Here is a 23,379-nt window from a genome sequence, read left to right as displayed (position 1 = left end):
CGGCCTACTTCTTTACCGAGTACAGGCGCTTGTTCACGAACTCGTCCATGCCCAGCGGGCCGAGCTCGCGGCCGTAACCGGAGCGCTTCACCCCGCCGAAGGGCATCTCCTCGGTCTCCGGGGCGGGCTGGTTCACGCCGACCATGCCGGCCTCCAGGCCCTCGGCGAACTTCTCGGCGCGTCCCTCCTCGGTGGCGTAGACCGAGGAACCCAGACCGTACTGGGTGTCGTTGGCCAGGGTCAGCGCCTCCTCATCGGAGGACACCTTGTACACCTGTACCACCGGTCCGAAGAACTCCTCGTAGTAGATGTCGGAGCCGACCTCGATGTCGGTGATTACCGCCGGGGACACGAAGAACCCGTCGGCGTGCTCGCCACCGACACGCTCACCGCCGGTGCGCAGCGTCGCACCGGACTCCACGGCAGCGCCGATCTGCGAGACGATCTTGTCTGCGGCACCTTCCGAGGACATCGGGCCGAACGCGGTCAGCACGTCGTCGACCTTCGCCGGGTCGGACGGCTTCAGCGCGCCGATGATGTGCACTGCCTCGTCGACGAACTCGTCGTAGATGTCCTCGTGCACGATGATGCGCTTGTTGGAGTTGCAGGCCTGGCCGGTGTTCTCCAGGCGGATCTCCAGGGCGTTGCGCGCCGCGGCGCGGATGTCGTCGCTGGACAGGATCACGTAGGGGTCGGAACCGCCGAGCTCGAGGACGGCCTTCTTCAATGCCGCACCCGCCTGCGCGGCGATCGCGGCGCCGGCACGCTCCGAACCGGTCAACGAGACACCCTGCACGCGGGGGTCTTCGATGACCGTGGCGATCTGGTCATGGGTGGCGAAGATGTTGGCGTACACGCCTTCCGGCACGCCGGCCTCATCCATGATCTTCTGGATGGCCAGGGCGGACTCCGGCACGCTCTCGGCGTGCTTGAGCAGGATCGTATTGCCCAGCATCAGGTTCGGCGCGGCGAAACGGGCGACCTGGTAGTAGGGGTAGTTCCAGGGCATGATGCCCAGCAGCGTGCCGACGGGCCGACGCTGCACAACGCTGCGCGACTCGGCGGAGTCCTCGATCACGAGGTCCTCGGTGAGTTTCGCGGCGTGGGTGGCGTAGTAGCGGAAGATGTCGCCGCTGAACTCGGCCTCCCCGGGTGCCTCGGCGACGGGCTTGCCCATCTCACGGGTGATGATCGCCCCCAGTTCGTCCTGCCGTTCGGCGAAATGGTCGGCGACGCGGGTGACGATCTTTGCGCGCTCCTCGAGGGGCGTCTGCGCCCAGGACGCCGCGGCGGCGTGCGCGGAGTCCAGCGCGGAGCTGATCTCGGCGTCCGTGGCGTGGTTGTGCTCGGACAGGACGGTGCCGGTGGCGACGTCGATGCTGCGGTAGGGGTTGCTCATGGTGGATTCAGACATGATGTTCTCCTTCTGCTTGATCTGGCAGCGAGACTACCTGGTACGGAAAGGGGTCTGCAGTGGCTGCGATTGTGAAAGTGCCCTTGTCCAGGACGGTTCCAACGGGGGCATTGACGTCGGTGGAGACAAGCACACGTCCATCGACATGAGCGACCACCAGTGGGGACTCCGCGCCCGAGAGGTGGGGGAGCAACTCGTGCTCGATGGCATCGACGGAGACGTCAGCGACGAAAACGCCGGTGAATATGCCGTCATGGACTGCAGGCACGGACAGGGTCAGGGTGTATTCGTCTCCGCAGAGGAAGTCGACGTATGGCCCGACCACCGTGCTCTGACCACGCGATGCGGGCAGCGTGTACCAGTCGAAACCTCGGTAGCCTTCTTCTCCGGGTGCGGAGGCGGAGAGGTCCACGCCTCGACGCCGAATGCGCTCCGGTTGCAGAGCACCTCGCGGGGATTCGCGGACGAACCAGTCCACTGATTCTCGGCCGCTGTCAGGAGCGGCTGCCAGGCCTATTCCGGACAGCAGAGGGTGATTCTGCAGTTGTTCGGCGCATGCGTCGAAGAGCGCGGTGCCGAAATCATGATCCGGAACCCTTTCGGACACGGCGACGACAGCCTGCGTGATCGCGGTGAGCAGTTCGGCGAGCCGACCCGCTGCCGCCTGAGCGGCCTCCGGCGTTGTGACCCGTGGGCTGAGGGCCGGGGTCAGGTCTGTGAGTTGGCGAGCGATGTACTCCTCGACCTGGGTTCGGGCCTTGGCTCCGTCGCGATGGAGCACTGCATCGGCGAGGCCGTCGAACGCCTTCTGGTGCTTGTCGGTGCGTCCGGCCTGCAGTGTGCGGGCTTCCGCGGCGCGGACGGCCCAGGGGATCCATTCGATCTGAGAAGCGATGACCTCTCTCGTGAGTCGGGGGGATTGCGATGCGCGGGCGAGTTGAACTGCAACTTGTGCTGCAGCCTGGGCTGCCGGCAGAAGTGTCGGTTCGTGCGCCGACATCTCGTCGAACCGGGCTGCAGCTGCCGCAAGGTCACGGACCTCCTCGGCAGAAGCGCGCTCAGCGGCGAGGGCCGCGGCCTTGCCACTGATAGCGCTGACGTGGTGCGCGACCTCGGTGGCGTCGAACATGGACGCTGTGGGATCCACCATGACCAGCGTGGTGGATGCATCAGCGGAGACGAAGCTCCCGCCGGATCTACCGCGCCGGGTGACGATCAATCCATCGGCGCGCAGGGACGTGAGCGCTTCGCGAATGGTCATGGGTGCGACATCGAAAATCCGGGTCAGTGCGGTTTCGTTGGGTATCTGCTGCCCTTCGGTGAAGATGCCGAGGATGATCGCGTTGCGTAGGCACGTGGAGATCGCCGAACTGCGGGACACGCCCGGGACGGGACGCAGCACGGTGTGGGTGAGCGGATCGATGGGCCTTGTGGACGGAAACCTTGACACGCTTCCACATAGTAGTAGGGTGAAAGTAAATCTAACACCTAGAGGTTAGATGTTTTCCACGCCACACCTTCGAACACCACTCCCAGGAGGTCGTCATGACCACGGACACCACTCTCAAGAATTTCATCGGCGGGAGCTACGTTGCTGCTTCCGGTAACGACACCTTCGACCTTGTCAACCCCGTCAGCGGGGAGGTCAACGGCACATCGCCCATCTCCAACAGCGCCGATGTCGATAGCGCCTATGCCTCCGCGGCCGATGCCGCGAAGCAGTGGGGTCGGGCCACTCCCTCCCAGCGCCAGGAGGCAATTCTCGGGATCGCAGATGCGCTCGCCGCGAACAAGGACAAAATCGTCGAGGCACAGTCGCGGAACACCGGTCAGCCAAAGTATTTGGTGGCCACTGAAGAGGTCGATGTCTCTGTCGACCAGCTTCGATTCTTCGCCGGCGCGTCACGGATCCTCGATGGACGTGCATCGGGAGAGTACATGGAGGGGCTGAACTCCCAGATCCGACGCGAGCCAGTCGGCGTCGTCGGTCAGGTGACACCGTGGAACTACCCGCTCATGATGGCCGTCTGGAAGATCGCGCCTGCTCTGGCGGGTGGCAATACGATCGTTCTCAAGCCCAGCGACACTACGCCGGAGAGCACGCTCCTGTTGGCTGAAATCGCTGCTGAGTTCCTCCCGGCGGGCACGTTCAATGTTGTGCTCGGAAATGCGGAAACCGGGTCGCTGGTCGTCGGCCACAAGACGCCGGCACTTGTCTCGATCACCGGTTCCGTACGCGCCGGCGTGCAGGTTGCGACCTCTGCGGCGGCCAACCTGACCCAGGCGCACCTTGAACTTGGCGGTAAGGCCCCGGTCGTCGTCTTCGATGACGCGGACATTGCGGCCGCAGCGTCCACCACGGCGGAGGCAGGCCTTTTCAATGGAGGGCAGGACTGCACCGCAGCAACCCGCGTGATCGTCCACGAGTCGGTGCATGATGATTTCCTTGCTGCGCTCAAGAAGGAAGTTCAGGAGGTCAAGGTCGGCGAGCCCGATGAGGACGACATCCTCTACGGACCGTTGAATAACGCCAACCAGCTTGACCGGGTCGCCGGTTTCATTGATCGTCTGCCGTCCCACGCCACGGTTGTCACCGGTGGTAAGCGGATTGACCGGGCTGGCTTCTTCTTCGAGCCGACTGTTGTCGATGGTCTCAAGCAGGACGATGAGGCCATCCAGGACGAGATCTTCGGACCGGTGATCACTGTGCAGACGTTCAGCGATGAGGACGATGCTGTGGCGAAGGCCAATGGTGTCGAGTACGGACTCGCCTCCAGCGTGTGGACCAAGGATCATGCCCGTACCCTGAGGCTCTCCCGAGACCTTGAATTCGGAACCGTCTGGATCAACACGCACATCCCGCTGACTGGGGAGATGCCCCACGGTGGCTTCAAGAACTCCGGCTATGGCAAGGATCTGTCGATGTATGCCCTCGAGGAGTACACCCGGGTCAAGCACATCATGAGCACAATCGACTAGCACCGGATCACGAAAAGGAGATAGAGACATGTCAGGAACACACGGACAATTTGTCCTTGATACCCACAATGCCCTCTTCGATCGTGGTGAGGTCGGTGTGCTCGAGTCGGCCTTCGCCGATGATTTCGTGGAGCACTCACCGCTGATCGCAGGCGACCGTGATGGTCTGCGCACGATGGTGGAGGATGCAGGCGATGCCATCGGCTACGAGAACGCCAGGCTCCTGGAGGACGGAGACTTCGTCGTCCTCCATGGACGATTCTCGGGCCTTGATGAGACCGATCTCGTCGGGTTCGACATCTACCGCGTGGAGAATGGGAAACTCGCCGAGCATTGGGACTCACTTGTCCCAGTTGCGGAAGCGAATGCCAGTGGGCGCACGCAGCTCGACGGCCCCACCGAGGTGAATCGTTCGGAAGACGCGGAGGCCAATCGGGAACGAGCAGTGCAGTTCTTCACCGAGTCCTTGATCGGCGCTGACTACGAGGGGTTCCGTCGGTTCACCGAGGATGGAGTGTTCCGCCAGCACAGTCCGGACATTGCGGATGGCACGGATGCCGTCATCGACTTCCTCAGCGAGCTGAAGGCGAAGGGGGAAGGCCTGGTCTACGACCAGATCCACCGCACGGTGGCGGACGGCCAGTTCGTGTTCACCCACTCGGAGGGCTCCATCGCGGGAAGTCGGCACTCATATGCGGAACTCTGGCACTGGGAAAATGGAGTGCTCACCGAGATGTGGGATGCCATCGCCGAGGTGCCGAAGGATGAGGACGCCTTGCACGATCACGGGATCTTCTAATTGGAGTCCATGAAGTAGCGCATCGGCCCTGGGGTGTTCTCACCCCGGGGCCGCATGTCATCTGAGCCACCAGCCAGCACCGCAAGTTTCCTGGCGGCATCGGACCCGGGCGCGGCGGTGAAGATCACCAGGTGCAGCCCGGCACCGCCGCCACTGTTGACGTCCACGACGTCGCAGTCCAGCTCCACGGCTCCGACGTCCGGGTGCACCACGGTCTTGCGCTGATCGCCGTGGTCACCGACCTCGGCGGTATCCCACATCGTGGCGAAGGTGTCGCTGTGCGCGCGCAGGGTGGCGACCAGGGTCGTGAGGTCCGGGTCGGTGGGGTGCAGGGAGTGCACGCGGCGCAGGTCGGCAGTGAGCGAGGCACGGTAGGCATCGAGGTCGGGGTGGAGGACGCGGTCGCCGTCGCCGAGGAAATGGCGCCACACCAGGTTGTCGTTCATCGCCGGTTCGCCAGCACCTCTCCCGTCACCCGTCCCGTCACCCGTCCCATCCCCGGTCAGCGCGGCCCAGGGGGCGTTGTGGTCGAGCCGGGTCCAGGTGGCGTCGAAGACGCCGACGGGTGTGTCGTCCAACCGGTCGAGCAGCCTGCGCACGCTCGGGGTGATCGTCCGGGGCACCAGGGCGCGCACGTCCCCGGTGTGCCCGGCGACGCGTAGCGCCACTGCCGTCTCGTCGTCGGACGCTTGCAGCGCGCGTGCCAGGGCACGCACTACGTCCGCGGTGGGGCGGGCGCGTCCCTGCTCGATGCGTTTGACGTAGTCGGCGGAGACTCCGGCGAGCCAGGCGACCTCCTCGCGGCGCAGCCCGGGAGTGCGGGTGGAGTGGTCGCCGAAGGGGGAACCGACGTCGGAGGGTTGCAGTCGGCCCCGCCAGGCGCGCAGCAGTGCGCCGAGTTCGTCGGTGCTGTTCATGGAGTTCAGGGTACCGCGCGAGAGGCCGGTCGAAAGGGGGACGAACGGGGCCAGGCTGTTCCATCGCGCGGCGGGCAGTGTGGAGGAGGTACAGGGAACAGAGACACCAACACCCAAGGAGCACCATGTTTCTCATCACCGGGGCCACCGGCAACGTCGGCGGCGAGCTCGCCACCATCCTCGCCGGGCAGGGCCACGCCGTGCGCGCCTACGTGCGCAATCCTGCCCGGGCGTCGCACCTGCCGGAGGAGGTGGAACTTGCCGTCGGAGACCTGGACGACGCCGAGGCGCTGCGCGCCGCCTGCGAGGGTGTCGACACCGTCTTCTTCATGCAGGCCACACCATCGCCGGCCCAGGCGGAGACGCTGGTGGACGCGGCGACGGCGGCCGGGGTGACCCACGTCGTGGTGCTGTCCTCGATCGGTACGGTGCTGCACCCGATGCCGGTGATCGGGGCGGCGATCAATGCCCGCGACGAGGTCCTGCGCAGCTCGTCGTTGGAGGTCACCTACCTGCGTCCCAATACGCTGACCACGAATGCGCTGTGGTGGCGCGAAGCGATCACCGCCGGACGGCCCGTCCCCAATCCGACCGACGAGGGCCTGACCGGACCGGTCGACCCGTACGACATCGCCCGTGTCGCCGCGGTGGTGATGACCGACCCGACGCACCGCGGCCACGGCTACATTCTCAACGGTCCGGAGGCGTTGAGCACGCGTGAACAGGTGCGGATCCTCGCCGACGTGCTCGGACGCCAGATCGACGTCGCCGACTGCACCCCCGGCGAGCTCGCCGAGGCGTCCATCGCGGCCGGCACCCCCGGGCCGCAGGCCCGTGGCCTGCAGGACCTGCAGGAACTGTTCCGCGCAGGACGCTCCGGCGTGCTCACCGACGATGTCCGCAACGTCACCGGCGTCGCACCGCGCACCTTCCGTCGGTGGTGCGAGCTCCACCGCGACGACTTCGGTGTGTAGGCGGTCCGGGCACCGATGTCATCTGTGTCATTGCCCAGGCAGGAAAATGCCCGAAAAGCTGCTTGGGCAATGACTGAGATGACATGGCGCTGGCTCGTAGCTCTCCGCCTCTACGACTTGGATGCCTCTGCAGTACGGGTGACAGTGACGAGCAGGAGCTCGGCCCGCACGACCGGGTCGTCGAGATCGACCTCGCAGATCTGCGCGATGCGGTCCAGGCGGGTGCGGACCGTATGCCGGTGCACGCCCAGGGCGTCGGCGGTGGTGGCGACCTTGCCGCCGGCGCGGAGCCAGGCCAGCAAGGTGTCCGTCAGCTCGTTGCTGGTCTGGCCGCCGGATCCCTCGACGCGCAGGCGGTCGATGGTCTCGCTGGCACGTCGGTCCAGCGCGTCGCGTACCGCCGGTTGCTCCAGCCAGTCCGCACCCGCCCCGTACGGGCCCACGTGGCTGCCGGGTGTCAGGGTGCGGGCGGCAGTCTCGAGGCGTCGCACACGCTCCATGGTCACCTCGCCCCAGGCCACGGGTTCGCCCACGGCGACGCGGACGCGCGCGGCGGCCGGGCCGAAACCTCCGGCGATCTCGTCGATGCGGCGCGACCCACGGAACAGCAGCAACGCGGTGGTGGCGTCCAGCCCGGTGACGAACAGGTGGCGTCCCGCCCGCGCGGAACGCTCGTCGGCCTCCGCCAGGGCGGCGTCCAACTCGCGGGGTCGGTCGGCCGTGACCACGGTGGGGCGGACCCGCCCGTCGCTGTCGGACGCCTCGTCGAGGATGCCACCCACCGGCCTCGTGCCGTCCTCCCCGCGCACGCCCAGCAGCAGCTGGATGGCCAGGGTGTTCAACTCCGTGCGGCTGCGCCGCAGGTAGGCGGGGCGTTGCAGCAGGATGTCCGCCAGGCCGGCGGCGTGCTTGAGCACCGCCCGGTCGTGCGGGGAGAACGGGTGGGACGCCAGCACCGTGATCAGGTGGAAGCGTTCGCCCTGCGGCGTCATGCGCTGGGTCAGACGCCAGCTGTCGGAACCTGCGTCCGTCCCCACGTCCGCACCACTGTCGCGTTGCCGGCGCGCGGTCGCGACCGCGGACAACGCCCCGGCGTCCTGCCGGCCGTGCAGCCGACCGTCGTCGTCGGTGACCGCCACCGCGGCGTCCAGGTGGCGGGAGGTCGCGGCGAGCAGGGCGTCCAACCCGCCGTCGACGGCGGCGGTGCTCAGCTTCTCCTGCACGACGACCAGGCGTTCCTGCTCCCGGCGGCCGCGCCGGGCGCGCTCCTCGAGCACCGTGTTGAGGATCGAGATGAACGCGGTGTGGCGCGGCACCTCGATCACCGCGATGCCGTGCTCGCGCGCGGTCGTGACCAGGGAGGACGGCACGGTGGGGAAGAAGAGGCCGGTGCCGAAGCCGATGGCGGTGACCTGTGCTTCAGCGAGGCGTCGGACGTAGTCGGGGAAGGGGTCCTCCCGGCCCACGCGATCCGGGGTGAGGGCCACGCCGACGGTGAGCACCACGGCGCGAGGCTGCAGGAACTCGCGCGGGTCGGTCAGCTCGGTCGGCTGGATCACCGAAAACTCGGCTCCTGGTACACCCGTACCGGCAACGGGGCGCAGGTCGAGGTCACGTTGGGCGTGCAGCCAGGCCAGAGTCAGATCGTCGGACATGGCCATATTGTACATTCTGCAACGCAAAATTCGCCTGTATGGCCATGTCGTCCAGGTCACGTCGGCACGCATAATGGCGGCAACGGAAGAACGAGACAGACGAGACAGAAGAGAGAAGGAGCCTCCCCATGCAGGACCTCACCTACCGCCTCCCGCAGGAGCGCACGACCACCACCACCGCGCCCGGCCCGAAGAGCGAGGCGCTGGCCGCTCGCCGCGACGCCGTCGTCCCGCGCGCCGTCACCCCGAACCTGCCGCACTACGTCGTCGACGCCGACGGCGGCGTCCTGCTCGACGCGGACGGCAACTCCTTCGTCGACTTCGCCTCCGGCATCGCCGTGACCACCGTCGGTGCGTCCAACCCGGCCGTCGTCGAGGCCGTCAGTGACGCCGCGGCGCACTTCACCCACACCTGCTTCATGATCTCGCCCTACGAGTCCTACATCCGCGTCGCCGAGAAGCTCGCCGAGATCACCCCGGGCGACCACGACAAGCGCACGGTGCTGTTCAACTCCGGCTCCGAGGCCGTGGAGAACGCCGTGAAGATCGCCCGCAGCTACACCGGACGCAACGGCGTGGCCGTCTTCGACCGCGCTTACCACGGTCGTACCAACCTCACGATGGCCATGACCGCGAAGAATATGCCCTACAAGTCCGGCTTCGGGCCCTTCGCCTCCGAGGTCTACCGCGCGCCGGTGTCCTACCCGCTGCGCGACCACCTCACCGGCGCCGAGGCCGCCGAGCGCGCCATCACCGCGCTGGAGCAGCAGGTCGGCGCGTCCAACCTGGCCTGCGTGGTCATCGAGCCGATCCAGGGCGAGGGCGGGTTCATCGACCCGGCCGAGGGCTTCCTGCCCGCCATCGTCGAGTGGTGCCGCGCCAACGACGTCGTCTTCGTCGCCGACGAGATCCAGGCCGGCATGTGCCGCACCGGCGACTGGTTCGCCTCCGACCACGAGGACGTCGTCCCCGACCTGGTCACCATCGCCAAGGGCGTCGCCGGCGGCATGCCGCTGTCCGCGGTCGTCGGACGCTCCGAGATCATGGACGCCCCGCACCCCGGCGGGCTCGGCGGCACCTACGGCGGCAACCCCGTCGCCTGCGCCGCCGCGCTGGCCTCCATCGACCAGATGGAGGAGCTCGACCTCAACGGCCGCGCCCGCGAGATCGAGCAGATCGTGCGTGAGGTGCTCGAGCCGCTGGTCGGCGAGTCGGCCGGTGCCGGTCTGGCCGAGGTCCGCGGCCGCGGCGCGATGATCGCCCTGGAGTTCGTCGACGCCGACGGGCGTCCGGACGCCGCGACGACCAAGGCCATCGCCGAGGCGTGCAAGGCCCGCGGCGTCCTGATCCTGACCTGCGGGATGGACGGCAACGTCGTGCGCCTGCTGCCGCCGCTCGTCATCGGCGAGGACCTGCTGCGCGATGGGCTCGGCGTGCTCGCCGACGCGATCCGCAATAACGGTGTAGGCAAGTAGACGAGAAGAATACAGGAGGAACAACCATGAACAACCGCGTACTCCCGTCCGACCTGACGGACCTGCTCGCCACCCAGGCGAAGGATGCCGCAGCCACCTTCGACGTCGAGGACCCCGCCACCGGCGAGGTGCTCGTCACCGTGCCCGACCGCTCCGCCGACGACGCCGTCGACGCGCTGAGCGCCGCCGTCGAGGCGCAGAAGATCTGGGCGCGCGTCGCCCCGCAGCGTCGGGCGGACGTCCTGACCCGTGTCTTCGACATCGTCAACGAGCGCGCCGAGGACTTCGCCACCACCATGACCTTGGAGATGGGCAAGCCCCTCGCCGAGGCCCGCGGTGAGGTCACCTACGGCAACAGCTACTTCCGCTGGTTCGCCGGCGAGGCCGTGCGCATCCCCGGCCGGTTCACCCAGGCACCCGCCGGCAACGGCCACATCCTGGTGTCCAAGCACCCGGTCGGCCCCGTCCTGGCAATCACCCCGTGGAACTTCCCGCTGGCCATGGCCACCCGCAAGATCGCCCCGGCGCTCGCCGCGGGCTGCCCCGTGGTGGTCAAGCCCGCCAAGGAGACCCCGCTGACGATGATCCTCGTCGGCGAGGTCATCAAGCAGGCACTCGCCGAGGTCGCCAGTGACCTGGGCGATCTGTCCGGGCTGGTCACGATCGTGCCGTCCACCCACTCCGGGGCGATCTCCGAGACGCTGATGGCCGACGACCGGCTGCGCAAGGTCACCTTCACCGGCTCCACGCCGGTGGGTGCCACCCTGGTGCGCCAGTCCGCCGACCAGCTGCTGCGCACCTCCATGGAGCTCGGTGGCAATGCGCCGTTCGTCATCGCCGCCGACGCCGACCTGGACCTCGCGCTGACCGGCGCGATGGCCGCGAAGATGCGCAACGGCGGCGAGGCCTGCATCGCCGCGAACCGTTTCCTCGTCGACGCCTCCGTTGCCGAGGAGTTCACCCGCCGACTGACCGAGTCGATGTCGCAGGTCTCCATGGGCCACGGCATGGACGAGGGCACCACGCTGGGGCCGATGATCACCGCCAAGCAGCGCGACGGCATCGCCGCCCTGGTCGACGAGGCCGTCGCCGCCGGCGCGACCGTCACCACCGGCGGGCAGGTACCGGACGGCCCGGGGCACTTCTACCCGGCCACCGTCCTCACCGACGTCCCGGCGGATACGCGCATCATGCGCGAGGAGATCTTCGGCCCCGTTGCCACCGTCACCACGTTCTCCACCCTGGAGGAGGGCGTGGCGATGGCCAACGACACCGAGTTCGGCCTTGCCGCCTACGGTTTCGCCGCCTCGTTGGAGAACGCACAGTACCTGTCCACGAACCTCGAGGCCGGCATGGTCGGCATCAACCGTGGTGCGATCTCGGACGCCGCCGCCCCCTTCGGCGGAGTGAAGCAGTCCGGCTTCGGCCGCGAGGGCGGCACCGAGGGCATCGAGGAGTACCTCGAGGCCAAGTACGTCGCGCTGAACTAAGGCCCGGTCCCGTAGAGGGGCCTTCGTCGGGGACTATGAGTCCCCGAGCTTCTCCGCCAGGCTGGGAACCAGAATATTGGACACGGCCCTGATCGACAGGGGGCCCTGACCGGCCATCGCCCAGCCGATGTTGCCGGTGAACCCGGCGTCCTCTCCGTCGACGATCGCGTCGCGGCTGCCGTCGGCATTGTCCCTCCACTTGATCTGGATGACGCGGTCGTCCTGCGCAGCCGAGGTGCCCTGGAAGGTAGGGCTGTTGATGAAGTCGTCGAATTCGCTGTCATCGGTCTGGTTGACCATGATGATCACGTCGGTGTCCAGGTCATTCACCCGCTCGTTACTGACACTGCCCTTGACCTCGGCGAACTCCTCGCCGTGCGGATGATCGTCGAAGCCGAGGCTTGCGAAGTAGCGTTCCGAGAGGTGACCGGGGTAGTTCAAGATGGTCAGGCCAGTGGGTTCAGCGTAGTAGTTGACGAAAGAGACACTCTTGCCCTGGAATTCGGGGTGCTCCGAGCGGACGTCCTCGAGGTAGTCCTCGGTTTCGGTGATCTGTTCCTCTGCGCGGTCCGTGAGGTCCAGGGCCTCACCGATTGCGCGGATGTTGGCCTCCCAGTCCTTGGTCAGGCCTTTCTCTGACGGGGCGAGCACGGGCGCGATGTCGGACATCTGGTCGTAGGCCACGTCAGCGTCGCTGTCGTTGAGCATGATGATCAGGTCGGGGTCGGCCTGGGCGATGTCCTCGGCCGGCATGGGGTCGTCCGCGGTGGCGGCGAACGTGGACTCGATAGCGGTCGGAAGCGCATCGAGCGCCCATCCGCTGTTGACGTGGGACTCTGCAGCCATGACGGGAGCGACATCCAGGCTCGTCAGGAGCTCAATATCGTGGCCACCGCCGCCGAGGACGATGCGTTCGGGGCGCTCCTCAAGGACGGTCTCGCCCCAAGCTGTCTCCAGGGTCAACGGGTATTCCGTCGCACCCTCGGCGGCGGGGAGACGTTCGCTGGTTCCACCAGCGGAACCGTCGCCGTCTGCCCCGTTGTCGGCGTCGTCGGTGGCGTCGGTGGAGCAGCTGGACAGGACGAGGACGCTGGTCAGCAGTGCTCCGATCAGGGGCGCGGTCCTAGACCTGGGGGATGTCAAGAATGTCATTGGTTCTCTCACGTCAATAGGTGGGGTAGGTCAGGTAGATCAGATGGGAGGCGTCGCGCACGGTAGCGCCAATCAAGGTTAAGTCAGCGAAACCTTGCCAAAGTTCCGAACCTGCCAGTACCTTGACAAGCTGTGATGGATTTCTGGACTGATGGTGTGGCGGCGGGGCCGCCGGAGGTTCCGTCCGCGCGGCATGAGGGACGACTGAACCCCGGACATCATGTGCTGGTGTGGGTGTACGTCGGATCAATGACCACGAGATCGCCGTCGGGTAAGGAACTCCACCTGCATGCGGGGGAGGGGATGTGGCTTCCGGAGGGTGATCGTGTGCACTGGGAGATGAGGTCGGCACCGGGAACCGTCGCGCTGCCTTTGTGGGTGAGGTCCCAGGACGTTCCGAATGCGCCAGCGGAGGCCAGGAAAGTCACCATTCCAACACTGTGGCACGCATGGTTGATTCAGCATTTCTGCATCCAGGTCACGCCGCTCATCGGATGGGGACACACGCAGCGGGAGCTGTCGCGACTGGTGCTGGAGGCACTCCCGGACCTGGCCGCAGATCCTCCCGGGACGAATGCGATCGCCGGGTTACTCGTTGTCCCGGCGGTTCCGGGCGCACCTGGGGCGCGCGTCGTCGCCGAGGCGCTCATCGAGGATCCGTCCCTGTCCTACTCGGTGGAGGACTGGGCCTCGTGGGCGGCGACCAGCCCCAGGACGCTGCGGCGCGGTTTCCTCAGGGACACCGGCAGCACGTTGGAGCAGTGGAGACTTCGTTGCCGGATGATCAGCGCCGTGGGGTATCTCATCGCGGGAAGCGACGTCGACTTTGTCTACGGGCGGGTCGGATACACGACCCCCAGCGGTTTTCTCCGGGCATTCCGGAGATACTTCGGGGCTGGTCCAGGCCATGTACTCGCCATCGTTCACGCGTCCGGCCTGCTTCGACGGATGGTGGGGAACGGCGTCTCCGGCACCGCCCCGCCAGATCTGCAGGTCACCCAGTCGAAGTTCCACTCCAACCCTCACCACGTATTGCTCTGGATGTACCAGGGCAGCGGCTTTTTCGAGACCCGGGAAAAGACCGTCCCGCAGCCGAAGGGAACAGCAATCTTCGTTCCGGCCGGGACGGAACACCGCAGCAGCCTTGAGGCTGGTGCGATTCTCCTGCCCATCGCGTTTTTCGACGCGGCGGACGCCGACATTCGACACCCCATGTCCGCGACCTTCCCGCCGGCGTGGGACGACTACCTGCTGCACTGTTGTGTCACGGCGAAAGGATTTCTGCGGCCGGAGGATTGGGACCGGATGCACGTGCTGGACCTATTCCGGGAGCAGGCCGCGGCTGGGAAGGAGCGTGCCGTACCGATGCCGACCGACGCTGCAGCTCTCCGGGTTGCGACGGACTACCTCAGGACGCTGGGGACGCCGGCGGTGACGGGCGGTGGGTCTGCCGCCGTGTCCCGCGCGTTCAGGGCGGAGACGGGGATGACCTTCACGCGGTGGTCTTCGATGGCGAAGATGCGTCTTGCCCGGGACTCTCTTGCGAAGGGAAAGTCCTCGACCTCCATCGCACACCGGCTCGGATACTCATCCCTGTCCAGCTTCAGCAGAGCTTTCCAGGGGCATCACGGGGTATCGCCGCGTCAGTGGTCGCAGCGGGAGGGATACGCGGGGTAGAGGAGGCTCTCCGCGCGCGCTGCGACGGCCAAGCCAGTAGGAACGCTTCTGGACGACCACAAGTATTGATAATGGGTATTCCTTTTCCCCTGTGCACGGTGTTAGTTAGTAGAACTACCGACCGACATCGGGTCGGTGCCGCACCGGCAACGGTTCAACAACTTAAAAAAGGAGTCACCATGCCCACCCCTCCCATGTCCAAGCGCCTCTGGGCCGAGTTCCTCGGCACCTTCTGGCTCGTCTTCGGCGGCTGCGGTTCCGCCGTGCTCGCCGCGAAGGTCCTGTCCGACGAGTCGGGCAGCACCATCAACATGGGCATCGGCTTCGTCGGTGTCGCACTTGCCTTCGGCCTGACCGTGGTGACCGCGGCCTACGCCGTCGGCCACATCTCCGGCGGCCACTTCAACCCGGCCGTCACCCTGGGCTGCGCGGTCGCTAAGCGCGTCGAGTGGTCCGCCGTGGTGCCGTACTGGGTCACGCAGATCGTTGGCGCCACCGTCGCCGGCGGCGTCCTGTGGGTCATCGCCGATGGGAAGGACGGCTTCAGCGCCAGCGGTTCCGGGTTCGCGACGAACGGTTACGGCGAGTTCTCGCCGGACGGCTACTCGATGCTCGCGGTGCTCGTCACCGAGGTCGTGCTCACCGCCGTGTTCCTCTGGGTGATCCTCGGGGTGACCTCGAAGAAGGCCCCGGCCGGGTTCGCCCCGCTGGCGATCGGTCTCACACTCACGCTGATCCACCTGATCTCGATCCCGGTGTCCAACACCTCGGTGAACCCGGCCCGTTCGTTGGGTGTGGCGTGGTTCGCCGGCGGCGACGCGCTCGGCCAGGTGTGGCTGTTCATCCTCGCACCGCTGGTGGGTGCGGCGATCGCGGGCGTGAGTTACGCCTTCCTCACCGGCGACGAGGACGATGAGCACGCCGAGGAGGAAGCCCGCGTCGGCGCGGGTGCCTGATCAGCACTCTGAAGAGGGGCCAAGATCGAGCGTGGGATGTTTGAATCAACGGATTCAACCATCCCACGCTCGATTTCTGCCCCTCCCTTTGGACCTGACGGGGTACCAAGTTGGACCTGGGAGCGCTGAGTTCGCCGACTCAACGCTCCCAGGTCCAACTTGGTACCCCTATCGCCGTGTCCCCGCGGCGTGCAACAGCCTGCGCCCCGTCGGGCCGCCTGATAGCCTGCCGCCAGAAGCCGACCGACGCCACCAGGAAGGACGCCATGAGCGAGCGCTCCCGTCAACGAGACTCCCTGCTCTTCCCGTGGGCGCTCCTCGCCCTCTCCGTGCTCCTCCTGATGTCCGGACTCTCCTTCATGTTCCCCGTGCCGGCGCTGCTCGGGGCATGGGCGGTCTGGCGTGCGCGCAAGACGCCGGACGATCGACGCCCGGTGGTACTCGCCGTCCTGTCGTTCGCGGTGGCCGCGCTGATGTTTTTCGTGCTGATGGTCCTGACACCTATGGACTACGTCGACACGGAAGAGTTCCCGTCGACCGGCTGGGTGGAGCAGGAGTAGCGGGTCCGCCGAAAGCGGCGGCGAGGGGCCAAGATCGAGCGTGGGATGGTTGAATCGCCCGGTTCAGACATCCCACGCTCGATTTTGGCCCCTCGTCCGTGAGGGGTGGCGTCAGAGGTCGGCGGCGTCGCCGAGGTAACCGACCAGCGGGCGCGGTTCGTCGATGACGGAGAAGTCCGTGGCGTCGCCGGTGATGATGCGTGACCTCTCGCCGCCGACCGCGGTCGGTACCGCGCCGGCCAGCGTCACACGTCGGATCTTGCGGTGGTGGTCGCCGAAGTCCTTCACCCCGTAGTGCTGGGTGGCGTGGTTGTCCCAGAGCACCACGTCGCCGTCGTTCCAGTTCCAGCGGAAGGTGTTGTCCTCCTTGGTGATGCGGTCCTGGAAGGCGGAGAAGAGGTCCTGGAACTCGCGCGGCTTCAACCCGGTGAAACCCTTCACGAAGTGGCCCAACAGCAGGGAACGCTCGCCGGTCTCCGGGTGGACGTGGACGACCGGGTGCTCGGTCTCGAAGACGTTGCGGGTGAACTCGCGGCGGTGCTCGGAGTTGTCCTCGGACTGGTGGCCGGCGGCGTAGTCGTACTCGTTGGAGTGCGTGGCCCAGAGGTTGTCGGCGAGGATGCGCAGGGGTTCGGGCAGTGCCTTGTAGGCGGCGGTGGTGTTCGCCCAGATCGTCGCCCCGCCGTAGGGAGGCAGGTCGATGGCGCGCAGGATCGAGATCTTCGGGATGCGGTCGACGAAGGTCACGTCGGTGTGCCAGGAGTTTGCCGCGCCCTCGAGCGTGAGACGTTCCAGGCCGGTGGAGTGCACGGTGGGGTGCGCCTGGGTGGGCGTGCCGAGTCGTTGGGCGAAGGCGTACTGGGACTCGTCGGTGAGGTTCTGGTCCCGGAAGACCACGGCCTTGTGGGCGGCCAGGGCGGTGCGGATGAACTCGACCTCGTCGTCGGTGATGTCGCCGCCGAGCCGGATGCCGTCGACCCGGGCGCCGATGTTCTGGCCGAGGCGCGTGACGGACGGGGCGGGTGCGGCGTTCCGGACGGCTTCTGCGTTCTCGGTGGGTGCGGTGAGCGTACTGGTCATGGTGGTTCCTTCTTTTCGTGGTGGACTCGAATAGACTGCTCTGTCTATTCCGGTACGCTACGCAAGCGCCACCACGTGCGGCCAGCCTTCGCTTCACTGTGATCGGTAGTGCCACGCTCGATCTTTACCCCTCTACCCGGACATGAGGGGTACCAAGTTGGACCTGGGAGCGTTGAGTCGGCCAACTCAACGCTCCCAGGTCCAACTTGGTACCCCTGGCGCCGCGTCTCCGCCTCGCCGCGGTGCGCGCAACGGCCTGCGCCCCGTCGACCGGCCGGGCGGCTCAGTCGAAGGCCTCCGCCGCGTCGCGGGCCAGTTCGGCGAGGACGGCGGGGCTGTACGGTGCGCGTTCGCCGGGCACGTAGCGCACCGAGTGCAGGTCACCGCTGTACCGGTGGGAGCCGTGCGCCTCGTAGAGTCCCCAGTGCACCGGCCCGCCGCGGTTCACGCCCACGTCGATGCCGCTGAACGGTGCCATGCCCACGAACGCCCACAACCCCGCCAATGTGCCGGACGTGCCGGACGCGCCGCGCTCCGCCTCCAGCGTCCACGTCGTGCGGAAGTCGGGCAGCGCCGTCGAGCGCAGCAGGACGCTCCGGCGTCCCTCCCGCAGGACGCCGGCGGCTACCTCGTGCAGCCGCCCGTACTCGTTGACCGCCAGGCGCACCTCGCCGGACCCGCCGTCGACGTAGACCACGTAGCCGCCGCCCTGGTCGCCGTGGGCGAGCAGCACCCCGGCGTCCCCCGGCGTGTACGTCACGTCGATGACCACCTCGAAGGAGCGCAGCTGGGTCAGCGCCGAGGAGCGGTAGCGCTCGAGTTTCGGGGTGCCGGGCAGCAGCGTCACCGGGTCCGACAGGCGGGTCTCGGCGGGACGGCGCAGCGCCGCACGCGGGTCGCTGTGGTCGTTGAGCGGGAAGACCGTGTTCTCCCACGCGGCCTTCTCCCAGCGTGCGGCGAGGTCGCGCAGCACGTCCGGGTGTCCGGCGGCCACGTCGTAGAGCTCGTTGGGGTCGGACGCCACGTCGTAGAGTTCCCATTCACCGTCGTCGAAGGGGGTGCCGGGGCGGTGGTCGGCGACGATCTTCCAGCCGTCGGCGTAGTAGCCGCGGTTGCCGCCGAGTTCGGCGTACTGCTCCGGGTGGGTGGACGGGTGCGCGGCGTCGCGCAGCACCGGGGCGAAGCTCACGCCGTCCGGCGTCTTCGCCGGACGCCCGCCGCGGGTGCCCGGGTGGGGCACGCCGGCGAGGTCGAGGATGGTGGGTGTCAGGTCGGTGACGTACTGGTACTGGTCGCGGAGTGCGGCACCCTCGGAGCGTCCCAGGCCTCCCGGCCACGACACCAGCAGCGGCACCCGTACGCCGCCGGCGTAGGTCTGCCCCTTGTAGAACCGGAAGGGCGTGTTCGACGCGTGCCCCCAGCCCTCCGGGTAGTGCGCCATCGAGCGCGGCCCGCCGATGAAGGACGGGTCGACGTCCACGTCGCCGTCCCAGTCGGACGGCAGCCCGGCGACGTGGGCGAAGCGGCTGAAGTAGGAGCGTGTGCCCTCCGGCCCGCCCTCGGCGGTGCCGCCGTTGTCGGAGGTGAACACCACGATGGTGTTGTCGCGTTCGCCCAGCTCGTCGAGCAGGTCGAGGACGCGGCCGAGGCTCTGGTCCACCGAGTCGACCATCGCGGCGTAGACCTCCTGGTAGCGCGCGTAGATCGACCTGGTCTCCTCGTCGAGGGAGTCCCAGGCGGGGATCTCGCGGCCGAGCTTGCCCTCGCGTTCGGGCAGCGGCGTGCCGGCCGGGATCACGCCGAGCTCGACCTGCCGGGCGTGACGGTCCTGCCGGACGCGGTCCCAGCCCACGTCGTAGCGTCCGCGGTGGTTCCCGATGTCGGAGTCCTTCGCCCCCAGCGGGCCGTGCATGGCGGTGTGCGCGAAGTAGAGGAGGAAGGGTTTGTCCGCGTCCGAGGCGCGCAGCGCCTTGATCGAGCCCACCGCCTCCTCGGTGTAGTCGTCGGTGAGGTAGTAGCCGTCCGGGGTCTGCTCGTGCTGGACGACGGTGTTGTCGCGCACCAGCTGGTTGGGGTGGAAGAAGGAGTTCAGCGCCTCCATGGAGCCATAGTAGTGGTCGAAGCCGCGCTGGACCGGCCAGGACGACTGGTCCGCCGCGGCGTTCAGCAGGGCGTCGCGGGTGAGGTGCCACTTGCCCACGCCGAGGGTGGCGTAGCCGGCGTCGCGCAGGATCTCCGGGAGCGTGGCCACGTCGTCGCCGAGTTCCAGGCGGACGCCGGGGAAGCCGGGGTCGGAGTTGGCGACGTGGGCGAAGCCCGCCCGGTGCGGGTTCAGCCCGGTCAGCACCGCCGCGCGCGCCGGGGAGCACACCGGGGTGGTGTGGTAGTTGGTCAGCACGCGTCCCTCGTCGGCGAGGCGGTCGAGGTTCGGGGTGGGGATCTCGGAGCCGAAGGGGCCGATGTCGGAGTAGCCCATGTCGTCGACGAGCACGACGACCACGTTCGGTGCCCCGGGTGCGGCGCGGTTCTCCGCAGGCCAGGACGGTTCGGAGTCGGACAGGGTGCGTCCCACGCGGCCGTCGAAGTGCTCGTAGCCGCGGGCGTCGGCAGGGATGTGGTCGGGTGTTCCCATCACGCACCCACCGTCGCGGGCCGCACGCGGGCGTCGCCGATGGACGGCACGGCCGCCAGCAGCTCACGGGTGTAGTCGGCGTCCGGGTGGGCGAACACGGCGTCGGTGTCGCCGTACTCGACCAGCCGGCCGCGGCGCAGCACGGCGACGGTGTCGCTGACCTGCGAGACCACCGCCAGGTCGTGGCTGATGAACACCATGGCGAACCCGAGGCGACGCTGGGTCTCGCGCAGCAGCCCGATCACCTCGGCCTGCACGCTGACGTCCAGCGCACTGGTCGGTTCGTCGGCGATGACCAGCGTCGGGTCCAGTGCCAGGGCGCGGGCGATCGCCACGCGCTGACGTTGCCCGCCGGAGAGTTCGGCCGGGTGACGCTCGGCGGTCCCGGGCGGCAGGTGCACGGCGCGCAGCAGTTCCTCGACGCGGTCGCGCCGGGCGGCCCGCGTGCCGACCCGGTGGATGTCCAGGGGCTCGCGCACGCTCCACCCCACGCTGTGGCGCGGGTCCAGGGAGGACGCCGGGTCCTGCGGCACCACGGCGACGAGCGCGTCCGTGGTCACCGTGCCGCCGGTGGGGTGCTGGATCCCGGCGATCACACGCCCCAGGGTGGACTTGCCGGAACCGGACTCGCCGACCAACCCGAGCGTGGCCCCGGGGGCCACGGACAGCGTCACCGCGTCGAGCGCGGGGGAGGACGCCCGGGGGTCGTAGACCACGGTGACGTCCTGCACCGCCGCCGCCGGCGGCACTGCGCCGGACGTGCCGGACGTGCCGGACGCAACGGACGCCGATACCGTGCCGGCGTCGGGGCGTCCTGCGGCGAAGCGGGGGACCGCGGCGATGAGCGCGCGGGTGTAGGGCTCGCGCGGGGCGTCAATGATGCGGCGGGTGGGGCCCTGTTCCACGACCTCGCCGTGGCGCAGCACCACCACCCGGTCGGCGTGCTCGGCGACCACGCCCATGTCGTGGGTGATCAGCAGGACGCTCAGCCCGCGGGTCTCGCGCAGTCGGTCGAGCAGGGTGAGGATCCCGGCCTGCACGGTGACGTCCAGCGCGGTCGTCGGTTCGTCGGCGAGCAGGACGTCCGGCTCGCCGGCGAGCGCCAGGGCGATGGCCACGCGTTGACGCTGCCCGCCGGAGAGCTGGTGCGGGTAGGCGTCGAGCCGGGCGGCGGCGTCGGGGATCTCGACGGTCTCGAGCAGCTCCACGGCGCGGCGCCGCACGGCGGCCCGCTGCGTCCTGCCGTGTTTTCGGCCCTGTTCTCGGCCCAGTTTTCGGCCCTGCGTGTGCGCGGTGATCGCCTCGGCGAGCTGCCAGCCGACGGTGCGCACCGGGTTCAGCGCGGACTGCGGCTCCTGGAAGACCAGGCCCACCCTCGCGCCGCGCACGGCCAGCAGGTCGGACTCGTCGGCGTTGAGGATCTCGGTGCCGTCGAGCGTCACCGAGCCGGACGCCCGGGCGCCGGCGGGCAGCAGGCCCAGCACCGCACGCGCGGTCATCGACTTGCCCGAGCCGGACTCGCCGACCAGGGCGAGCAGTTCGCCACGGCCCAGGTCGAAGGACACCGAGACCACCGCCGGACGCGGGTGGGAGAAGGAGATGGACAGGTCACGGACGGAGAGGACGGGGGAGTTGTTCACGGTCGCCTTTCGGGACATTTCAGGACGTCAGGGGTTGCGGGTTGCGCCGGACAGCGCCCGGGAGATGAGCAGCAGGCCGAGGATGAGCACCACGACCACGGCCAACGGGCCGACGGCGAAGAAGGGCGCGTGGTAGGCGTAGGCCACGCCCTCCTGGATCAACGTGCCCAGCGACGGGGTCGGCGGGACTACACCCAGGCCGAGGAAACTCATCGCACCCTCGATGAACACGCCCACCGACATCGCCAACGCCAGCTGCACGACCAGCGGCTCCAGACTGTTCGGCAGCACGTGGTGGCGCAGGATCCACGTCTCCGAGGCGCCCGCGGTCCGGGCGGACTCCACGTAGCCACGCTCGCGCACGGACAGCGCCACCGAGCGGGCCAGACGCCCGAAGACCGGCACCTCCGCCAGGGCGACCACGATGAACACGGTGGTCAGCCCCGGGCCCAGCACCATCGTCAGCGCGATCGCCAGGATGATCGTGGGGAACGCCAGCACCAGGTCGAAGGAACGCTGCAGCACCGTGTCCGCCCAGGGGCGACGCCGGGCCCACTGCGCGCCGGCGAGGCCAGCCAGCGTGCCCGTCGCCGCGCCCAGCGGGACGGCGAACACGATGATCAGCAGGTTCACCCGGATGCCGTACAGGGTGCGCGAGAGGATGTCCTGGTTGGCGGTGTCCGTGCCGAACCAGTGCGCGGAGGACGGGCCGAGCAGGTTCGCGCCGGGGATCTGCTCGTCGGGGGCGTACGGGGCGATCAGCGGGGCGAGGAGCCCGGCGAGCACCACGGCGCCGGTCAGGAGCACGCCGACGAGTCCGCGGCCGTGCGTGAGCGCGCGCAGGAGGGGACGGTCGGTGCCGCCGGAGCGTCCGGAGCGTCCGGAGCGTCCGGCACGTCCGGTGCGGCGCGCGAGTGCCGGGTCGTCCGGCGTGAGGTCGGGGCGGTTGAGCGTGACAGTCATCGTGCGCCCTCCAGTCGGATGCGGGGGTCGAGGTTGGCGTGGATCAGGTCGGTGACCAGCTGGATCACCACGAACAGCACCACGGAGAGCAGCAGCAGGACCTGCACCACCGGGTAGTCGCGCACGGCCACGGCCTGGTGGATGAGGTGGCCCAGGCCGGGCCAGGCGAACAGGGCCTCGATGATCACCGCGCCGCCGAGCAGCTGGCCGATCTGCAGGCCCAGCACGGTGATCGCCGGGGGTAGGGCGTTGGGCAGGACCTGCGTGAGCAGGATGCGCCGCCGCGGGATGCCCAGGGCGCGGGCGGTGGTGGCGTAGGGCTGGCCGAGTTCGGTGCGCACCGACTCGTCGAGGAAGCGGGTCAGTGCCGCCGCGGACGGCAACGCCAGGCACACGGCGGGCAGCAGGAGGTACTGGGCGGTGATGTCGGGGCGGTCGAGCAGCCCGTCGCGCGGCACGCCGCCGGCGGGCAGGACGACGAACACCACGCCGAAGACGATGATCGCCAGCGCGCCGGTGACGAACGTCGGCAGGGCCACGCCGAGGGTGGCGAAGGCGGTCGCGGCGGAGCGCGCCCACCGTCGGTCGACGAGTTCGGCGCCGACGCTGACCACCAGGGCGAGGACGACGGCCAGCAGGACGGCGGTGGCGGTCAGCAGCAGGGTGCGTCCTGCGGCCTCCCCGACGAGGGTGGCGATGTCGCCGCCGATGACCAGCGAGCGCCCCGGGTGCAGGGTCAGCAGGGAGCCGATCCAGGAGAAGTACTGGCTGACGGGGGAGGCGGTCAGCCCGAGGTCGTCGCGCAGGGCGGCGACTGCCTCCGGCGGGGCGTCGGACCCCGCGAGGGCCTCGGCCGGGTCGCCGGGGATCAGCCGGAGCAGGGCGAAGACCACCACGGACCCGGCGGCGACCACGGCGATGGCGGAGGGCAGGCGGCGCAGGAGGAAGGGCAGGACGGTCGGGCGGGTTCTGGTCGGGGCTGTGGTTGCGGTTGTCACGGTGGGGTTCCTCACGGG

General features: G+C 68.4%; 18 protein-coding genes. 8 read left to right on the top strand and 10 right to left on the bottom strand.

The genetic code is table 11. The annotated features are described in order from the left end of the window. Positions 1–4 precede the first annotated feature (4 nt). Together ACT3SZ_RS02590 and ACT3SZ_RS02585 are read right to left on the bottom strand one after the other, a co-directional pair. Positions 5–1,414 (bottom strand): aldehyde dehydrogenase family protein, encoded by a 1,410-nt coding sequence (locus ACT3SZ_RS02590; RefSeq protein ID WP_444616427.1) that lies wholly within the window; start codon positions 1,412–1,414, stop codon positions 5–7. Further along, entirely contained in the window at positions 1,407–2,864 is a 1,458-nt protein-coding gene (locus tag ACT3SZ_RS02585) for a GntR family transcriptional regulator (RefSeq protein WP_444616425.1), read from the bottom strand. The genes ACT3SZ_RS02590 and ACT3SZ_RS02585 overlap by 8 nt, the downstream gene beginning before the upstream one ends. A 95-nt stretch (positions 2,865–2,959) precedes the next feature. Between ACT3SZ_RS02585 and ACT3SZ_RS02580 the strand changes: the two genes are divergently transcribed. Next, on the top strand, positions 2,960–4,393 hold the full coding sequence (locus tag ACT3SZ_RS02580; RefSeq protein ID WP_444616423.1) for a gamma-aminobutyraldehyde dehydrogenase: 1,434 nt from the start codon (positions 2,960–2,962) through the stop codon (positions 4,391–4,393). 28 nt (positions 4,394–4,421) lie between these two features. Further along, the gene (locus ACT3SZ_RS02575) at positions 4,422–5,192 is read left to right on the top strand and encodes a nuclear transport factor 2 family protein (RefSeq protein WP_444616421.1); all 771 of its coding nucleotides are present in this window, start codon (positions 4,422–4,424) and stop codon (positions 5,190–5,192) included. Here the strand turns inward: ACT3SZ_RS02575 and ACT3SZ_RS02570 are convergent. Then, positions 5,189–6,109: a helix-turn-helix transcriptional regulator gene (locus ACT3SZ_RS02570; RefSeq protein ID WP_444616419.1), complete on the bottom strand. Its 921-nt coding sequence runs from the start codon at positions 6,107–6,109 to the stop codon at positions 5,189–5,191. The genes ACT3SZ_RS02575 and ACT3SZ_RS02570 overlap by 4 nt on opposite strands. A 125-nt stretch (positions 6,110–6,234) precedes the next feature. Here ACT3SZ_RS02570 and ACT3SZ_RS02565 point away from each other — a divergent pair, with 125 nt between their 5' ends. Next, complete coding sequence (locus tag ACT3SZ_RS02565; protein ID WP_444616417.1) at positions 6,235–7,083, top strand: NAD(P)H-binding protein; 849 nt, start codon at positions 6,235–6,237, stop codon at positions 7,081–7,083. 110 nt (positions 7,084–7,193) lie between these two features. Here ACT3SZ_RS02565 and ACT3SZ_RS02560 read toward each other — a convergent pair whose 3' ends face one another. Continuing rightward, the gene (locus tag ACT3SZ_RS02560) at positions 7,194–8,738 is read right to left on the bottom strand and encodes a helix-turn-helix domain-containing protein (RefSeq protein ID WP_444616415.1); all 1,545 of its coding nucleotides are present in this window, start codon (positions 8,736–8,738) and stop codon (positions 7,194–7,196) included. Between the two features lie 128 nt (positions 8,739–8,866). Here ACT3SZ_RS02560 and gabT point away from each other — a divergent pair, with 128 nt between their 5' ends. Continuing rightward, a complete protein-coding gene (gabT, locus tag ACT3SZ_RS02555) occupies positions 8,867–10,213 on the top strand; it encodes a 4-aminobutyrate--2-oxoglutarate transaminase (RefSeq protein WP_444616413.1) in 1,347 nt (448 codons plus the stop codon). Positions 10,214–10,239: 26 nt separating this feature from the next. After that, a complete protein-coding gene (locus ACT3SZ_RS02550; RefSeq protein ID WP_444616411.1) occupies positions 10,240–11,703 on the top strand; it encodes an NAD-dependent succinate-semialdehyde dehydrogenase in 1,464 nt (487 codons plus the stop codon). A gap of 33 nt (positions 11,704–11,736) precedes the next feature. On the opposite strand, the gene ACT3SZ_RS02545 is transcribed toward ACT3SZ_RS02550, so the two are convergent. After that, positions 11,737–12,855, bottom strand: a complete 1,119-nt coding sequence (locus ACT3SZ_RS02545) for an ABC transporter substrate-binding protein (RefSeq protein WP_444616409.1) — start codon at positions 12,853–12,855, stop codon at positions 11,737–11,739. Positions 12,856–13,083: 228 nt separating this feature from the next. Here ACT3SZ_RS02545 and ACT3SZ_RS02540 point away from each other — a divergent pair, with 228 nt between their 5' ends. From ACT3SZ_RS02540 to ACT3SZ_RS02530, 3 genes are all read left to right on the top strand, one after another. Next, positions 13,084–14,532, top strand: a complete 1,449-nt coding sequence (locus ACT3SZ_RS02540) for a helix-turn-helix domain-containing protein (RefSeq protein ID WP_444616408.1) — start codon at positions 13,084–13,086, stop codon at positions 14,530–14,532. A 179-nt stretch (positions 14,533–14,711) separates the two neighbouring features. Next, positions 14,712–15,488, top strand: a complete 777-nt coding sequence (gene aqpZ / locus ACT3SZ_RS02535) for an aquaporin Z (protein WP_444616406.1) — start codon at positions 14,712–14,714, stop codon at positions 15,486–15,488. Between the two features lie 266 nt (positions 15,489–15,754). After that, the gene (locus ACT3SZ_RS02530) at positions 15,755–16,048 is read left to right on the top strand and encodes a hypothetical protein (protein ID WP_444616405.1); all 294 of its coding nucleotides are present in this window, start codon (positions 15,755–15,757) and stop codon (positions 16,046–16,048) included. Positions 16,049–16,159: 111 nt separating this feature from the next. Here ACT3SZ_RS02530 and ACT3SZ_RS02525 read toward each other — a convergent pair whose 3' ends face one another. From ACT3SZ_RS02525 to ACT3SZ_RS02505, 5 genes are all read right to left on the bottom strand, one after another. Then, positions 16,160–17,128, bottom strand: a complete 969-nt coding sequence (locus ACT3SZ_RS02525) for a TauD/TfdA dioxygenase family protein (protein ID WP_444616403.1) — start codon at positions 17,126–17,128, stop codon at positions 16,160–16,162. A gap of 283 nt (positions 17,129–17,411) precedes the next feature. After that, the gene (locus ACT3SZ_RS02520) at positions 17,412–19,760 is read right to left on the bottom strand and encodes a sulfatase-like hydrolase/transferase (protein ID WP_444616402.1); all 2,349 of its coding nucleotides are present in this window, start codon (positions 19,758–19,760) and stop codon (positions 17,412–17,414) included. Continuing rightward, positions 19,760–21,418 carry a dipeptide ABC transporter ATP-binding protein gene (locus tag ACT3SZ_RS02515; protein ID WP_444616400.1) on the bottom strand — a complete coding sequence of 553 codons (1,659 nt, stop codon included), beginning with the start codon at positions 21,416–21,418 and terminating at the stop codon, positions 19,760–19,762. The genes ACT3SZ_RS02520 and ACT3SZ_RS02515 overlap by 1 nt, the downstream gene beginning before the upstream one ends. 9 nt (positions 21,419–21,427) lie before the next feature. Then, positions 21,428–22,363, bottom strand: coding sequence for an ABC transporter permease (locus ACT3SZ_RS02510; RefSeq protein ID WP_444616399.1), 936 nt, complete (start codon positions 22,361–22,363; stop codon positions 21,428–21,430). Next, positions 22,360–23,361: an ABC transporter permease gene (locus tag ACT3SZ_RS02505; RefSeq protein ID WP_444616398.1), complete on the bottom strand. Its 1,002-nt coding sequence runs from the start codon at positions 23,359–23,361 to the stop codon at positions 22,360–22,362. Before ACT3SZ_RS02505 ends, ACT3SZ_RS02510 begins: the two co-directional genes overlap by 4 nt. Positions 23,362–23,379 lie beyond the last annotated feature (18 nt).

It is taken from the genome of Corynebacterium sp. AOP40-9SA-29 (assembly GCF_052377405.1).
GTDB lineage: Bacteria > Actinomycetota > Actinomycetes > Mycobacteriales > Mycobacteriaceae > Corynebacterium.
Note: the sequence above shows the minus strand (reverse complement) of the source record. Positions and strands in the feature narration are given on the sequence as shown.

What these genes read in the sequence shown, in the direction of transcription:
- ACT3SZ_RS02590 (WP_444616427.1), bottom strand. Translation starts at nt 1,414, where the DNA reads ATGTCTGAATCCACCATGAGCAACCCCTACCGCAGCATCGACGTCGCC.
- ACT3SZ_RS02580 (WP_444616423.1), top strand. Translation starts at nt 2,960, where the DNA reads ATGACCACGGACACCACTCTCAAGAATTTCATCGGCGGGAGCTACGTT.
- ACT3SZ_RS02575 (WP_444616421.1), top strand. Translation starts at nt 4,422, where the DNA reads ATGTCAGGAACACACGGACAATTTGTCCTTGATACCCACAATGCCCTC.
- ACT3SZ_RS02570 (WP_444616419.1), bottom strand. Translation starts at nt 6,109, where the DNA reads ATGAACAGCACCGACGAACTCGGCGCACTGCTGCGCGCCTGGCGGGGC.
- ACT3SZ_RS02565 (WP_444616417.1), top strand. Translation starts at nt 6,235, where the DNA reads ATGTTTCTCATCACCGGGGCCACCGGCAACGTCGGCGGCGAGCTCGCC.
- ACT3SZ_RS02560 (WP_444616415.1), bottom strand. Translation starts at nt 8,738, where the DNA reads ATGTCCGACGATCTGACTCTGGCCTGGCTGCACGCCCAACGTGACCTC.
- gabT (WP_444616413.1), top strand. Translation starts at nt 8,867, where the DNA reads ATGCAGGACCTCACCTACCGCCTCCCGCAGGAGCGCACGACCACCACC.
- ACT3SZ_RS02550 (WP_444616411.1), top strand. Translation starts at nt 10,240, where the DNA reads ATGAACAACCGCGTACTCCCGTCCGACCTGACGGACCTGCTCGCCACC.
- ACT3SZ_RS02545 (WP_444616409.1), bottom strand. Translation starts at nt 12,855, where the DNA reads ATGACATTCTTGACATCCCCCAGGTCTAGGACCGCGCCCCTGATCGGA.
- aqpZ (WP_444616406.1), top strand. Translation starts at nt 14,712, where the DNA reads ATGCCCACCCCTCCCATGTCCAAGCGCCTCTGGGCCGAGTTCCTCGGC.
- ACT3SZ_RS02530 (WP_444616405.1), top strand. Translation starts at nt 15,755, where the DNA reads ATGAGCGAGCGCTCCCGTCAACGAGACTCCCTGCTCTTCCCGTGGGCG.
- ACT3SZ_RS02525 (WP_444616403.1), bottom strand. Translation starts at nt 17,128, where the DNA reads ATGACCAGTACGCTCACCGCACCCACCGAGAACGCAGAAGCCGTCCGG.
- ACT3SZ_RS02520 (WP_444616402.1), bottom strand. Translation starts at nt 19,760, where the DNA reads ATGGGAACACCCGACCACATCCCTGCCGACGCCCGCGGCTACGAGCAC.
- ACT3SZ_RS02515 (WP_444616400.1), bottom strand. Translation starts at nt 21,418, where the DNA reads ATGTCCCGAAAGGCGACCGTGAACAACTCCCCCGTCCTCTCCGTCCGT.
- ACT3SZ_RS02510 (WP_444616399.1), bottom strand. Translation starts at nt 22,363, where the DNA reads ATGACTGTCACGCTCAACCGCCCCGACCTCACGCCGGACGACCCGGCA.